This window comes from Ensifer sp. D2-11 (assembly GCF_054161295.1).
Genome location: NZ_CP096435.1, coordinates 22764 through 36463 on the forward strand (window position 1 = coordinate 22764; position 13700 = coordinate 36463).

General features: G+C 61.0%; 13 protein-coding genes. 5 read left to right on the top strand and 8 right to left on the bottom strand.

The features are described from left to right. Window positions 1-9 precede the first annotated feature (9 nt). Window positions 10-393, top strand: coding sequence for a hypothetical protein (locus M1D34_RS25645; protein WP_498785261.1), 384 nt, complete (start codon window positions 10-12; stop codon window positions 391-393). Window positions 394-435: 42 nt separating this feature from the next. Here M1D34_RS25645 and M1D34_RS25650 read toward each other — a convergent pair whose 3' ends face one another. From M1D34_RS25650 to M1D34_RS25670, 5 genes are all read right to left on the bottom strand, one after another. Further along, entirely contained in the window at window positions 436-1503 is a 1068-nt protein-coding gene (locus M1D34_RS25650) for a transglutaminase-like domain-containing protein (RefSeq protein WP_498785262.1), read from the bottom strand. A gap of 104 nt (window positions 1504-1607) precedes the next feature. Next, entirely contained in the window at window positions 1608-2000 is a 393-nt protein-coding gene (locus M1D34_RS25655) for a hypothetical protein (protein WP_498785264.1), read from the bottom strand. Window positions 2001-2064: 64 nt separating this feature from the next. Continuing rightward, window positions 2065-3114 carry a selenide, water dikinase SelD gene (selD, locus tag M1D34_RS25660; RefSeq protein ID WP_498785266.1) on the bottom strand — a complete coding sequence of 350 codons (1050 nt, stop codon included), beginning with the start codon at window positions 3112-3114 and terminating at the stop codon, window positions 2065-2067. A 298-nt stretch (window positions 3115-3412) separates the two neighbouring features. After that, window positions 3413-3640 (bottom strand): hypothetical protein, encoded by a 228-nt coding sequence (locus tag M1D34_RS25665; protein WP_498785268.1) that lies wholly within the window; start codon window positions 3638-3640, stop codon window positions 3413-3415. Between the two features lie 16 nt (window positions 3641-3656). Further along, the gene (locus tag M1D34_RS25670; protein ID WP_498785270.1) at window positions 3657-5894 is read right to left on the bottom strand and encodes a M10 family metallopeptidase C-terminal domain-containing protein; all 2238 of its coding nucleotides are present in this window, start codon (window positions 5892-5894) and stop codon (window positions 3657-3659) included. A gap of 328 nt (window positions 5895-6222) precedes the next feature. Here M1D34_RS25670 and M1D34_RS25675 point away from each other — a divergent pair, with 328 nt between their 5' ends. Continuing rightward, window positions 6223-7845 (top strand): ABC-F family ATP-binding cassette domain-containing protein, encoded by a 1623-nt coding sequence (locus tag M1D34_RS25675; protein ID WP_498785272.1) that lies wholly within the window; start codon window positions 6223-6225, stop codon window positions 7843-7845. Between the two features lie 585 nt (window positions 7846-8430). Here M1D34_RS25675 and M1D34_RS25680 read toward each other — a convergent pair. Continuing rightward, the gene (locus M1D34_RS25680) at window positions 8431-9336 is read right to left on the bottom strand and encodes a LysR family transcriptional regulator (RefSeq protein ID WP_498785274.1); all 906 of its coding nucleotides are present in this window, start codon (window positions 9334-9336) and stop codon (window positions 8431-8433) included. A gap of 101 nt (window positions 9337-9437) precedes the next feature. Here M1D34_RS25680 and M1D34_RS25685 point away from each other — a divergent pair, with 101 nt between their 5' ends. Beyond that, window positions 9438-10427, top strand: coding sequence for a zinc-dependent alcohol dehydrogenase family protein (locus M1D34_RS25685; protein WP_498785276.1), 990 nt, complete (start codon window positions 9438-9440; stop codon window positions 10425-10427). Between the two features lie 47 nt (window positions 10428-10474). On the opposite strand, the gene M1D34_RS25690 is transcribed toward M1D34_RS25685, so the two are convergent. Next, window positions 10475-10741, bottom strand: coding sequence for a DUF2277 domain-containing protein (locus M1D34_RS25690; protein ID WP_498785278.1), 267 nt, complete (start codon window positions 10739-10741; stop codon window positions 10475-10477). Between the two features lie 159 nt (window positions 10742-10900). Further along, window positions 10901-11650 carry a carbonic anhydrase gene (locus M1D34_RS25695; protein ID WP_498785280.1) on the bottom strand — a complete coding sequence of 250 codons (750 nt, stop codon included), beginning with the start codon at window positions 11648-11650 and terminating at the stop codon, window positions 10901-10903. A 399-nt stretch (window positions 11651-12049) separates the two neighbouring features. Here M1D34_RS25695 and M1D34_RS25700 point away from each other — a divergent pair, with 399 nt between their 5' ends. After that, window positions 12050-12739 (top strand): GntR family transcriptional regulator, encoded by a 690-nt coding sequence (locus M1D34_RS25700; RefSeq protein WP_498786223.1) that lies wholly within the window; start codon window positions 12050-12052, stop codon window positions 12737-12739. 356 nt (window positions 12740-13095) lie between these two features. Beyond that, the gene (locus M1D34_RS25705) at window positions 13096-13698 is read left to right on the top strand and encodes an amino acid synthesis family protein (protein WP_498785282.1); all 603 of its coding nucleotides are present in this window, start codon (window positions 13096-13098) and stop codon (window positions 13696-13698) included. Window positions 13699-13700: the final 2 nt, after the last annotated feature.

Consider the following 13700-nt stretch of genomic DNA (forward strand, 5'->3'; position numbering starts at 1 on the left):
AGACCGTTCGTGATCGCCGAACCGCATGAGACCGATTTCGACGATTGGGTGGTCTCGACCTACAGGGACGTCGGCTCGTTCACCATGCTCTTCGTGCTGCTCCGGATCGGCGAGACCAGTGTCGATCTGCTGCGCTCAGCCTATCTTCACGTCGTCGGGGACGAATTGCGCTGGCCGGACGTGGTGAAGCTTTTCCGCAGCGCCGGCGTCGACTGGTCGGGCGCCGTCTTCTACCGGGCCGGCCGCGAAGGCCTCGTGGAGGATCGTGAGGCGAAGTCAAGGCTCTCATCTCTCGTTTTTAAGCTCAACGAGGATCGTTCCCTGATCAGGGAGGGGGATTTGTTCAACGCCGATGGATTGCGGCTGACGATCGAGGAAATCAAGCCGCATTGATCGATCTTCCTGCGGCTTCGTTTCCGGATGTCGGTCCGGCCCTCAGGCGGTTATTTCCCTCGAGGTGATCGAATAGGCGAAGGTCTGCGGATTGAGGCAGTCCAGCTCGCCGCGGGAGGTAAGAGCGGCAGGATACATCAGGAACCCCTGACGCAGCTCGCCTCCGGGCAGAACGAGATCCCGCGCCGTGTTGTAGCCCACCCAGTTCATTTCCCAGTTGCCGTAAGCTTTTTCGCGGAAAGCGCGGACGGCGGGATTGTCGAGCGGCAGGTTTTCTTCGAGCACGACTTTGCGAACATCAGCCGGATCGACCGGAACCCAGCCATGAGCGTCGAGATAGACTTCGGCGCGACAGTGCTGCGCCTTGGTGATGTCTCCAGAACGGCCGAGGCTCTTGAAATCGGCGGAATCAGCCACTCGGATACCGAAGACGTCGCGGGCGGGCAGGCCGGCGGCGCGGGCGAGCGACACGAACAAGCTTGATATGTCTGCGCACTTGCCGCCGAAATAGCCGCTTTCCAGCATGTCTTTGGCGTTGCCGACGCCGCAGCCGCCGATATTCGCATCGCGGAACGTATTGTCGATCACCCAATCGTAAATCGCTCGAGCGCGATCTTCGGGTCGATCCCGACCTTCGACGATGCGCATGGCGGTTGTCTTGACGATGCCGTCCACGGGCATGCTGGGGGTGCCGCGCAACTCATGCTGCAGTTCCGCCTCCGTTGCGGCGATCCTGCTTGTCACGCGGCGATTTCGCGTCGCTACGCGCTGAGTGACCTCGATGACGCGCTGTGGCTCGCCTTGCCAAATGACGCGCAGAATGTCGGCGCCGGAGGCGGGGTCTTTCTCGATACGGATGTCGGTGCTGTTCGATACCCAGCGAGGAGCGTGTGCCTTCTGATAGTCACCGGCAGACCGGGCGACCGGCAGCCAGAGCTGCGCCAGGCCTTCGGCCGGCTGAAGGTCGATCTTGGTGATAATCTCGAAAGTTCGCCAGCCGGCACCTCTTCCGGCCTCCTCGGCACGGGCTTGCGTGCCGCCTCTTGAAACCCAGGCAGTCGCGATTGCGGCTGTCGCAGCATTCGTCAGAAATCGGCGGCGGTTCAGCATGGCCTCAGCTCCCGTCTGATCGCGGCGTGAAATGCGCTCTTTGACAAAATTACTACCATGCTCGACGCTTGGAAACAGAATTGACGATCGCCGCGGCGGTATCTTCAGCAGTCGGTCGGTGTCTGGGTTCCTGGGGCCTGGGTTCCCGGTGCCGGGGTTTTCGGTGGCGGGGTTTCGGGTGCCGCGGCGAGATCGATGCCGCGCGCCGTCGGCGGCTGCCAGGTTGTCGAGCCCGCAGTCGCCCCTTGAGGATTGGTGCCGATATGCGCGCCACCCGTTCCTCCGGTCCAGCCGGTCGACCCGCTGTTGCCGGGGGCGGTGCCGTCAGCGCTGGCGCGGTCGGGGGGCGTTGCCGGCTCCGCCTTGCCGGCAGCCGCGGCACAATCGGTTTTCTCATTCGCGTTCTGTGCCGATGCTGGATTGGGGGCGAGGGCGATCAGCAGGCAGAAAGCGGCCAGAACACGTGCGGAAGACCGGGTCGGTGCGAGGTTGCTCATGGCGATCTCCTTTTCATCGCCACCAACGATGTTCGGGAACGCTTGTTCCCCCGAGCAATCGATATCAGGAAATCACCTTGATCTGAGCCGCGCCTGCTTCCGCCGTTCCGACAATGCCCGCAAGCGGGTAACCCGCGAGCCGGATCCTCTCGACCAATGCGCCAGCCTTTTCCGGCGCACATGCGACCAGCAGACCGCCCGAGGTCTGCGGGTCGGCAAGCAGCAGTCGCTGCCAGTCCGGGAGGTCGTCGGGAAGCACGACGTCGGCGCCGTAGCTTGCCCAGTTGCGCCCCGAGGCACCGGTGATGAAGCCCTGTTCGGCAAGCATGTAAGCTTGTTTCAAGAAGGGGACCGCGGAAAGCCTCAGGGTGAGGGAAACCTGAGACGCACGGGCCATCTCAAGTCCGTGTCCGAGGACTCCGAAACCGGTGACATCGGTCATCGCATGTACATCGGGATCGGCGGCGAGGTCCGCGCCGATGCGGTTGAGCAGCGTCGTCGAGCCGATCATTTCCTCGTAACAGCCGGCCGGCAGCGCGTTCTTCTTGATTGCTGCCGAATAGATGCCGACGCCGATCCCCTTGGTCAGGATGAGCGCGTCTCCGGCTTTTACGCCGCCATTGCGGCGAACCTCGCTCGGGTGACAGAGGCCGATGACGGCGAGGCCGTAAATCGGCTCGACGGAATCGATGGAATGGCCGCCGGCGACGGGAATACCCGCCTCGGCACAGATCGAAGCGCCGCCCTCGAGAATCTTCGCGATCGTTGTCGAATCGAGCTTGTTGATCGGCATTCCGACAATCGCCAATGCCAGGATCGGCTTTCCGCCCATGGCATAAACATCGGAAATGGCATTGGTCGCGGCGATCCGCCCGAAGTCTCGCGGATCGTCGACGATCGGCATGAAGAAATCGGTGGTGGCAATCACGCAGGTGTTGTCGTCTACCTGCCATACGGCGGCGTCATCGGCCATGTCGTTGCCGACGAGGAGCTGGGCAAAAGGTTGGGCAGCCGGTTGATTGGCAAGAAGCTGTTGTAGAACGGACGGCGCCAGTTTGCAGCCGCAACCGCCACCGTGAGCGAGGTCCGTGAGACGGGGAGCAAGGGTGTTCATCAATCCTCCAGCAGCGCGGTTAAGCTAGCCGCGACTTGTTCACTCACCTGATCGACGCGAGTAACACGGCCGCCGCAATCAGTCCTGGGATCGCGGTCGACGTTACCTTGCGGATGCTGAGGATAGCGCGAGGGACAAGCGGGCCGCCAGCGGTAACCATCGCTTCCGCGTATGATCCGAAGGAGTCTAATAGCTGCGGCGCAGCACGTCCATGGCGCTTCGACTCCGCAACGGGTGCGACATCGATGATGCACCTGATCGAGCAGGCCGCCGACCGGCAGCCTGGTCCGTGCTGTGTTTACTGCTGCGGACCTGCCGGCTTCGGTATCGGCGAAGAGTGCCGAGGCCGGGGCTGGGGCACGGCGCGAAAGCGCAGAGGATGAACTACCCAGTCAGACGGCAACGGCAGCGGCACGACGCAGCCAGTGAGCAGCGTCTGATCTCCGTTGGTGACCTCGAAGACGATCCCGGGCCGCTCCATGCTCTTGCAGTCTGGCCAGCGCTCAAAATCGATCCATTCGCTCATGGTTTTTCCAACCCCCTCAAAGCAGGAAATCGCTTCCGGAAAGAGCCGACAGATTCATCACCTTGATTTGGAAATCTGCAAGGCCGTCGCCGCTGACGTCACCGGAGACTATCCCACTCCTGAAGTTAAGTTCACCTGCTTTGCCGTGGAAGGCACTGTTGCCGATAAATAGAAATGCCTGGTCTCCGATGGCATTGCTATTCGCGTCGATTGAACGCAAATCCATCCGATCAACGCCGGACGCGAAATCGTCGATCACGTCCCTGGAAGCCGGCGCCGATTGCGCCGTCGTCTGAAAGACAAAAGTGTCCGCGCCGCCGCCGCCAATCAGCCGATCGGCGCCGTTACCGCCGATCAGGGTGTCGTTGCCGTCACGCCCATTCAGCATGTCGTTACCTGCAAGGCCGTTCAGGAGGTTTGCGCGATTGTCCCCGCCGAGACTGTCGCCGAAGGCTGAGCCATAAAGCTGCTCGATGGAAACATATGTATCGCCGGCCGCTTCCCCCGTGTTGGAACCGGGCGAGTAAAGATCGGCAACGATGCCGGTCGTGGCATTGGCATAATTGGCCAGATCGGTGCCATTACCGCCTTCGAGTCGGTCGGCGCCCGCACCGCCGGCAAGATTGTCGTTCCCATCGCCGCCGATGAGGGTGTCGTTGCCACCACGCCCAAAAAACACGTCGTTGCCTGCAAGCCCGTTCAGGAGGTTCGCGAGATTGTCTCCGCGCAACGTGTCGTTGAAGGCCGAACCATAGAGCCGCTCGATCGATACATATGTATCGCCAGCCGCTTCCCCGGTGTTGGACCCAGGCGAATAAAGATCGGCGACTATGCCTGCCGCGGCGTTGTAGTAGTTCGCCAGATCGGTGCCATTGCCGCCCTCGAGCCGGTCGGCGCCCGCACCGCCGACAAGATTGTCGTTCCCGTCGCCGCCGATCAGCCTGTCGTTGCCGCCACGTCCGTGGAGCACGTCGTTGCCTGCGAGCCCGCTCAGGAGGTTTGCGCGATTGTCCCCGCCGAGACTGTCGCCGAAGGCTGTGCCGTAAAGCTGCTCGATGGAAACATAGGTGTCGCCGGTCGCTTCGCCCTTGTTGGCACCGGGGGAATAGAGATCGGCAACGACGCCGGCCGCGGCGTTGTAGTAGTTCGCCAGATCGGTGCCATTACCGCCTTCGAGCCGGTCGGCGCCCGCACCGCCGACAAGATTGTCGTTCCCATCGCCGCCGATCAGCCTGTCATTGCCGCCGTTACCCCAAAGCGCATTTGCAGCAGCATTGCCGGTAATCGTGTCGCTGCCGGAACCACCCTTTGCATTCTCGATGAGGGAACGAGCATCGCCCTTATACTGCAGCGCGTTGGCAATATTGCCGACCGCCACCTTGGAATCGTCGTAGCGCAGCTTCGCCAGTTGCGCGGCCGAGGTGGTCGTCCATTCGCCCGGACGGAGATCGACCTTCAGTGCAGTCGTATAGTTGGAGAAATCGTAGGTGTCCGCTCCGCCGCCGTCCCATACCGTAAGCAGGATCTTGTTGCCGCCAGGGGCACCCTGACCCATTCCATTGATGAACATCTCGCCTGACGTCGGGCTCCAGCGATATGTCGTGTTTTCGCTGTGGGTGGTGAAATCCGCGCCGTACATATGCTGCAAGGCAGCGATATCGTACATCATCAGCGATTGCGCATATCCCCAGGTCTCGTTGGTATAGCCGGTCGTCGTCGAGGCACCGACATAGGAACGGTAACTCATGACCGTGTATTCCATCGAGTCGCGGTTCACCGGCATGACGTTGCCCTCATGGGCGTGTTCCAGCCCAAGCGCGTGTCCGGTCTCGTGAAGGAATGTCACATAGGCGTAGTTTCCCTTGACCGGTCTGCTGTAGTGGCCAGATGATTTGTTGAACCACGCGTCGCCGCCTTCTGCCGCGGTCGACGGGAAATAGGCCCAGGCGGTGCTCGGAGCGTCGGACGAGGCGAGGCGAAGATCGGCGTGCTTGGTGGCACTCTCCGTGATCTCGGTGAATGTCACGTTGGCGACGGAGGAAAACTGATCAAGTGCTGCTCGCGTGGCGGCCTGCTGTGCGGCGTTTAAGACCGCAAAGCCCTTGAGCGGCTCGCCATTGCCATAACCGCCGCCGTAGAATGAAGCGCTGGTTGGGAAACTGAACGTGAAGTCCTTGATCGCCCATTTCCAGTCGCCAAGGAGACCGTCGGTATAGGCGTTACCAGTCGTCGCATAAGCCGTCGTTGCAGGCATCTTTTTCCCAGGCCATCGGGGTTGGAAGTCAGGTCAGTACCCCGCGTTCGATGCGCCGGGGTCTGTGCCGCAGGTGCGCTTATACCTCGTCTCGGTTAACATCTTAATTCGGCCTGACGGTCTGGTGGGTCAGGCCAGATGGCCTAGACCGGTAGGGTGCTCACGTCAGCGAGGTGAGGGGGTCGTATCGAGCGGCGTGTCTCATGCGTCGGCTAGGAGCCGCTGTGCCGGACATAACCTCGCCGAGAAGAAGATGCGTCCGGTTGGCGTGACAGCTACGCCAACCCGTGGCATAGGGGTGCCCGCAACCAGATAGGCCGTCTTCCGCATGATACGTATCGAAAATATCAGCAAGTCCAACAGTCACCGCATACTCTACATCGAAGCCTCTGCAGCGTTGAACCGCGGCGAAAAGATCGGGCTCGTTGGTCCGAACGGAGCGGGAAAGACGACCCTCTTCCGGATGATCACCGGTCAGGAACTGCCCGACGAGGGGCAGGTCTCAGTCGAGAAGGGCATGACGATCGGCTATTTCGATCAGGATGTCGGCGAGATGGTCGGTCGGTCGGCCGTCGCCGAGGTGATGGAAGGGGCAGGCCCGGTCAGCGCCGTGGCGGCAGAGCTGCGTGAGCTCGAGACGGCCATGTCGGATCCGGACCGCATCGATGAAATGGATGCGATCGTCGAGCGCTACGGCGAGGTGCAGGCGCGATACGAAGAGCTCGATGGCTATGCGCTCGAGGGACGTGCCCGCGAGGTTCTCGCCGGCCTTAGCTTCAGCCAGGAGATGATGGACGGCGATGTCGCCAAGCTGTCGGGCGGCTGGAAGATGCGCGTGGCGCTCGCCCGCATCCTTCTGATGCGCCCGGACGTCATGCTGCTCGACGAACCGAGCAACCATCTCGATCTCGAAAGTCTGATTTGGCTGGAGGATTTCCTGAAAGGCTATGACGGCGCTCTGCTGATGACGTCGCACGACCGCGAGTTCATGAACCGGATCGTCACCAAGATCATCGAGATCGATGGTGGCGCGCTGACGACCTATTCCGGCGATTATGGATTCTATGAAGAGCAGCGGGCGCTAAACGCGAGACAGCAGCAGGCCCAGTTCGAGCGTCAGCAGGCCATGCTCGCCAAGGAGATCAAGTTCATCGAGCGTTTCAAGGCCCGTGCCTCGCACGCCTCGCAGGTTCAGAGTCGGGTGAAGAAGCTTGAAAAGATCGACCGGGTCGAGCCGCCGCGCCGTCGCCAGAGCGTTGCCTTCGACTTCTTGCCGGCTCCGCGCTCCGGCGAAGACGTCGTCAACCTCAAAAATGTCCACAAGGCCTATGGCAGCCGGACGATCTATGATGGCCTCGATTTCATGGTGCGCCGGCGCGAACGCTGGTGCATCATGGGCATCAACGGCGCCGGCAAATCGACACTGCTCAAGCTGGTCACCGGCACCGCCACGCCCGATAAGGGCAGCATCTCGCTCGGCGCCAGCGTCAAGCTCGGCTATTTCGCCCAGCATTCCATGGATCTGCTCGACGGCGAGAGCACCATTCTGCAATGGCTGGAGGAACGCTTTCCCAAAGCCGGACAGGCGCCACTTAGAGCGCTGGCCGGCTGTTTCGGCTTTTCCGGCGATGACGTCGAGAAGCGCTGCCGAGTGCTCTCCGGCGGTGAGAAGGCGCGCCTGGTGATGGCCGCAATGCTGTTCGACCCTCCGAACTTCCTCGTCCTCGACGAGCCGACCAATCACCTTGACCTCGATACGAAGGAAATGCTGATCAAGGCGCTCTCGGCCTATCAGGGCACAATGCTGTTCGTTTCGCACGATCGTCGTTTCCTGTCGGCACTTTCCAATCGTGTTCTGGAGCTTACGCCTGACAGGATCAATCAATACGGCGGCGGTTACAGCGAATACGTGGAGCGCACCGGGCAAGAGGCGCCGGGCCTGCGCGGGTGACGGCTGCGCTTCCACGATCTGCGTCTCCGGTTGACACGTGGCGGTATTGCGCCACGCAAGCGCGGGCCGATCGAGCTCGATTATACGCGGCGCCTATTCTTGCAAATCCGCCTTGAGCGCAGAGCCAGCGTCGTTCCATCTCTCGAAAATCATGCCCGTCCGGCGGGCCTTGTCGGTCCCGCGGAGCTGCGTAGCAGCAACCAGATGTCGTATGCCGGCATTCGACAACGACCTCGTTTGCACCTGGCGGAGACGCGTTCAATGCTGGCTTTACGGCCCGGTCTTTTGCGGGCTCTCCATCCGGCGGAAACGAGCCGGCTGGCATAGGCTTCGTCGGCATTGAAATGTAAGGGCCTCGGTAGCCAGGCCGGGATCGTGAATATCAAAACCAAACTTCCTCAAAGCGCACGCATGAAGACGTTATTTGCGGCGAGCTCGCCTTGGACGGCAAGTCCTTCCAACGGTTCGAGATATTCGGCGTGAGACTGCCATGCGTGCGCTCCTGGGAGCGGCGGATATCGGGGAATTTCAACGCTCTCTCCCACCAGTTCCTGCCGGCACTGCAACGCAGCGTGGCGAGCAACTCTATTTGAGAGTCATGAAACTCGGCAATTGCGCCGCCAAGGCATCGACGGCAACGCGAACTTTGAGCGGCAGGTGCGGCGTCTGCAGCCACACTGCATGGCAATCATAAAGAAACGGCGGCTGCTCCGGCAAAAGCCGGACGAGCGTGCCGGTCTCGATCCGCTCCCGCACCAGCCAGTAGGGAAGCCATGCAAGCCCCAGCCCTCGTGCGGCGGCGTCAGCGATCGCATCGAGGTCGTCGAGGCGGAACCGGTGGAGCGGGGTCACCTCCGATGAGGATTGTCCCGGCCCTGGGAAAATCCAGGGCGGGACCGGCCCGGACCGGCGATAGACGACTGCCGAGTGCTGCGCCAGATCCTCCGGGGTCTTGGGGCAGCCATGCGATTCCAGATAGGAGGGTGAGGCGCATACGATCATCGGCTGACGCGCCACACGACGGGCAATCAATCCGGCCCTGTCCTCCAAGCCGCCCGTGCGTATGGAGAGATCATAGCCGTCTTCGGCAAGGTCGATGATGCGGTCGTTGAACGAGAGGTCAAGTTCCAGCGCCGGGTATTTTCGGGCGAGTTCCAGCAACACAGGAGTGACGCAGTGCCGGCCGAAATGAACCGGCATCGTCACACGCAGTTTGCCGCGCGGTTCGGAAAGCTGATCGGACGCAAGCGCATCCGCTGCTTGGGCTTCCGCGAGCACTACCCGGCAGCGTTCGTAATAGACGTAACCGAACTCCGTCAGGCTCTGTCGCCGCGTGGTGCGGTTGATAAGCTGCACGCCAAGCCGATCCTCCAGCGACCGAACATGCTTGCCGACCATCGGCCCGGATAGTCCAAGGGCTTCCGCTGCGGCGGCAAACGAGCCGAGATCGACCGCTTTGACGAATACAGCCATGCTGGTCAGGCGGTCCATACTAAAAACTCTCCGTTTCGACTGTGCTGCCTTTCGGCCTATTTATCGGCTGAGTCACTGCTGTCATAGCTCATTCGATACATTTGTTTTGGGGTATTGCCATGGCGCGCGTCGTTCGCTTTTACGAGTTGGGTGGTCCGGAGGTGCTGCGGATCGAAGATGTGCATGTGCCGGAGCCCGGGCCTCATGAGGCTCGCATTCGCGTCAAGGCGCTGGGCCTCAACCGGGCCGAGGCTTTGCTGCGCTCGGGCGCCTATATCGAAAAGGCGACATTTCCTTCCGGCCTTGGCCTTGAGGCTGCAGGCTTTGTGGAAGCGGTCGGCCCGGGCGTTCAAGGGTTCGCTCCCGGCGATCCGGTCAGCCTGTTGCCGCCGAAATCGATGACCCGGTGGCCCGCCTATGGGGAACTTGCGATATTTCCTGCCGCACTCCTCGTCAGGCATCCGCCGTCGCTGAGCTTTGAAGAGGCGGCCGCTGTGTGGATGCAGTATCTCACCGCCTATGGCGGCCTGGTCGATATCGGAGGGCTTCGCGGGGGAGATTTCGTCGCCATCACCGCAGCATCGAGCAGTGTCGGTCTTGCCGCAATTCAGGTCGCCAACATGGTCGGAGCCATGCCGATAGCCATCACCCGGACTTCCGCCAAGCGGCAACTTTTGCTCGAGGCCGGCGCGGCGCATGTCATCGCCTCCATGGAGGAGGATTTGGAAGCGCAGCTGAGGCGAGTTTCCGGGCAGCAGGGAATTCGCGTCGTGTTCGATCCCGTCGGCGGCCCGATCTTCGAGCCATTGACGGGCGCGATGGCATCGGGCGGCATACTTGTCGAGTATGGCGGGCTGAGCCCGGAAAAGACGCCGTTCCCGCTGTTTGCCGTGCTGAGCAAATCACTGACGCTTCGTGGTTACCTGGTCCATGAACTCCTGGCCGACCCGGAGCGTCTGGAGCGCGCCAAGGCATTCATTCTGGAAGGTCTGGAGTCGGGTACCCTGAGACCCATCATTGCCAGGACGTTCCCATTCGAGCAGATCGTCGAAGCGCACCGTTTTCTGGAGTCCAACGAACAGGTCGGCAAAATCGTCGTGACCGTCTGACGAAAACCGACTTCCGGTCCCGCGCAAGCGAGCGGTCAATCATAGACTCAAGCGAACCGCATCGCCGATCTTTCGCGCGCCCTTGCCGCTACTTCCTCACGATTGCGTGGAGGCTGCGAAGTCTCCAGCGCGTCCAGAAGTTCGCGGGCGCATGCCGCGATCGAATCGACCGCGCGCTCGAACGCTGGCTCATTGCGTTTGGACGGTTTGGTCGTTCCGCTCAGTTTGCGCACGAACTGCAACGCCGCGTCACGGATTTCCTCGTCCGTCGCCGGTGGGTCGAAATTGAACAGGGGTTTTATGTTTCGGCACATGATTTGCTCCCGGTCATCTCTCCCTGTCACCAAGGGAGGCTGCCCATTTGAAGGTAGTCACGTGAGCGCTATTTGCAACCAGTCAAGCCGGGCATGGCGATAAGCCGCGCCCGGACCCGACCTGCGACAGCAAGACACATGCTTGCCCGTGACCGTTGATCAACTGGAGCTTAGAACGTACCGGCGATTGCCGGCAAGCGCGGGTCGTGCGTTCATCGAATAGAGTGCGGTGAATTTCTTGATGTCGGCCGGGTCCACCTCGACCGCTTCCATCGCCACCATCCAGTCGACGATTTCACTGCAGGGAGGAGTGGTCAGTGATCCCTCATACGCCCAATAGCTAAGCGAGGATGGCAGGAGGCCTTTCGGGTCAGCGGTGATGAGCGGCGATTCTTCGCCGGGGTTCCGCGGGAACTTCGCTGCCAGGCTTGCGAAGGTCGAGTTGGTCTCCCCGGCTACAAGGAAGACGCCCAACACGCCGAGCGTGCCGGTCTCGGCGTTCTTGTGGACGAAATGCGCTTCCATCGGGAAGCTTTTGCCGTCGACGAAATGCTCGCTCGGCGCATGGAAGTGATATTGCACCAGATCATAGGACTTGTCGCCGCGCCGGAGCGTACCGCCTGCGGCCTTCACCTGTATCGTATGGCCATTGTTGAGGATCGTGCCGCCACTCTTCCAGTCCGCCGTGAGCTCCGGAATATCGGCCTTGACCGCGCCGCGGATGTCAATCGGCGATTGCTGCGAGCCGGCCGAACAGGCACTGTTCTCCGTGGCTAAAGAACCCCAATGCTCAGGGCCATCTTCGCCCTCATAGCCCCAGTGCACCCCCTCTGCGGCGTAGGCCGTTTTGACGCAGAGCGGGCAGGCGGCAAGCAAGGCCAGGCCCCTGAGGAAATCACGCCTCTCCATTCATATACCTTTCGAAGGATCACGAGCAGATGCACTCGCAGGAACTGGATGTCGCACACTACCTGTCCAACAACTGTCAGGGTGACGACATTTTGGATAGCGCTGCGGGAGATGAGCTTGTTCTTCGAAGGGGGGTACTCATCACGGCATTCCCGGAAACGGGCATTGCTGACTGCAGGGTTTCCAAGATTCGTCATCTTGCGCAAGACACAAGCTGCTGACGACTCACTCGGCGAGGCAACCGGCTGCACCGCTTCCGGGTTCTGTCGACGCGTGTCGTTGTTGCTATAAATGCCGCGCGCAGCTAATAATCTGGTACGCCATAATACACGAGACCGGCTTGCTTTCCGCGTGACGATGTTTGACAGCCGGTCGGCGGATCAAGATGAGGGTAAGACGATGAACGCTTCATTGCCAGGAACCGCCATTCGCGTAGAGCGCCCGACGAAGACGTTGAGGGAACTGGCGCTCGATAAGGTGCGAGATGCAATTGTCGAGGGTTATTTCAAACCCGGCGACCGTCTGGTCGAGCGCGATCTGTGCGCTCAGCTCGGTGTCAGCCGTACGATTGTCCGCGAAGTGCTGCGACATCTCGAATCCGAGGGTTTGGTCGCGAACTTGCCGAATAAGGGCCCGATCGTTGCGCGGTTGGATCTGAACGAGGCGAAGCAGATCTATGAGATCCGAGGCGCACTGGAGGGGATGGCCGCGCGACTGTGCGCGGAGCGGCGCGACCCGGCCATCGGCGAGGCTCTGGAAGCGTCTCTCATAGCGATCCGCGAATGCTACGCTGCAAAGGACATGCACGGCGTTCTCAGTCACACCTCCGCATTTTACCAGACACTGTTCACCAGGGTCGATCGACAGGTCGCATGGGGGGTCGTCAACCTTTTGACGGTCAGAATCAACCATCTCCGCTCCATGACGATCAAGACGAGGAACCGCGACGTCGAGGGACCGGCACAGATGGGAAAGATCGTCGATGCGATCAGGAAAGGCGATGGTGAGGCGGCGTACAAGGCCGCCCTTGACCATGTTGCCAACGCCTCTGCGATCGCGGAGGCGGTACTGTCCGCCCAGCGCGAATGACACATTTGGTTTGCCCAGCTCCGCGGGTGCGCGATTGCAGAAACCGCTGACCCATCATGCTGCCTCTGCTTCGCCGTGAATGGATAACGGTCCTTGCGCCGCAAACCTTGGCAGTGAGCCCGTCAGTAACAAGTGATCGCCAACAGCTCTGACCACCCATACACGGCTCCACCGTGCTTTATGGAAATGCGCTGGCGTGCGCGATTTTTGCCGTAACACCACCGGTCGTTCACTAAGCCGCTGTCTCCATTCGGAAATTTTGGACGCACTCGGTTCGAGAGCTCGAAACGTGGAGGGCGCTTGACATTGCAATATTATGGCATACCATAAGTCATAATATACAGAGAGGGTGCCCAATGGCCATCGAAATCCGCAAAACCTTGCTTCAGATCGAGACTACGCTGGTCGAGGGAGGTAAGGCCGCCCCACAGCCACTGAAGCTGTTTTCGGCGCTTGCGGTGGTGAAAAATCCATGGTCGGGGCGGGGTTTCGTCGAAGACCTCAAGCCGGAGATCCACGCCGCGGCACCGGTGCTGGGCGAGCTTCTGACCAAAATGATCATCGATGCAGTCGGCTCCGGTGAAGCCGTCGAAGCTTATGGCAAAGCCGCGCTGGTAGGTCTCGATGGCGAGATCGAGCATGCATCCGCACTCATTCATACCTTGCGCTTCGGCAATCATTACCGGCACGCGGTCGGCGCCAAATCATACCTGGCGTTCTGCAATACGCGGGGTCCGGCCAATGCGCCGATCATGATTCCGCTCATGGATAAGAACGACGAAGGACGCCGGTCGCATTACCTGACGATCCAAACCGCGATCCCAGATGCGCCGGCAGCCGACGAGATCGTAGTGGCGCTTGGCGCATCGGTCGGCGGGCGTCCTCACCATCGGATCGGCGACCGGTACCAGGATCTCAAGGATCTCGGTCAAGACGTCGCCAATCCCGCTGGCGTTTGAGC

Bases quoted from the DNA above. Each gene is read 5' to 3' on its own strand.
- selD (WP_498785266.1), bottom strand. From the start codon at position 3,114: ATGAACACCCTTGCTCCCCGTCTCACGGACCTCGCTCACGGTGGCGGT.
- M1D34_RS25670 (WP_498785270.1), bottom strand. From the start codon at position 5,894: ATGCCTGCAACGACGGCTTATGCGACGACTGGTAACGCCTATACCGAC.
- M1D34_RS25685 (WP_498785276.1), top strand. From the start codon at position 9,438: ATGGCGCGCGTCGTTCGCTTTTACGAGTTGGGTGGTCCGGAGGTGCTG.
- M1D34_RS25690 (WP_498785278.1), bottom strand. From the start codon at position 10,741: ATGTGCCGAAACATAAAACCCCTGTTCAATTTCGACCCACCGGCGACG.
- M1D34_RS25675 (WP_498785272.1), top strand. From the start codon at position 6,223: ATGATACGTATCGAAAATATCAGCAAGTCCAACAGTCACCGCATACTC.
- M1D34_RS25655 (WP_498785264.1), bottom strand. From the start codon at position 2,000: ATGAGCAACCTCGCACCGACCCGGTCTTCCGCACGTGTTCTGGCCGCT.
- M1D34_RS25705 (WP_498785282.1), top strand. From the start codon at position 13,096: ATGGCCATCGAAATCCGCAAAACCTTGCTTCAGATCGAGACTACGCTG.
- M1D34_RS25650 (WP_498785262.1), bottom strand. From the start codon at position 1,503: ATGCTGAACCGCCGCCGATTTCTGACGAATGCTGCGACAGCCGCAATC.
- M1D34_RS25680 (WP_498785274.1), bottom strand. From the start codon at position 9,336: ATGGACCGCCTGACCAGCATGGCTGTATTCGTCAAAGCGGTCGATCTC.
- M1D34_RS25695 (WP_498785280.1), bottom strand. From the start codon at position 11,650: ATGGAGAGGCGTGATTTCCTCAGGGGCCTGGCCTTGCTTGCCGCCTGC.
- M1D34_RS25700 (WP_498786223.1), top strand. From the start codon at position 12,050: ATGAACGCTTCATTGCCAGGAACCGCCATTCGCGTAGAGCGCCCGACG.
- M1D34_RS25665 (WP_498785268.1), bottom strand. From the start codon at position 3,640: ATGAGCGAATGGATCGATTTTGAGCGCTGGCCAGACTGCAAGAGCATG.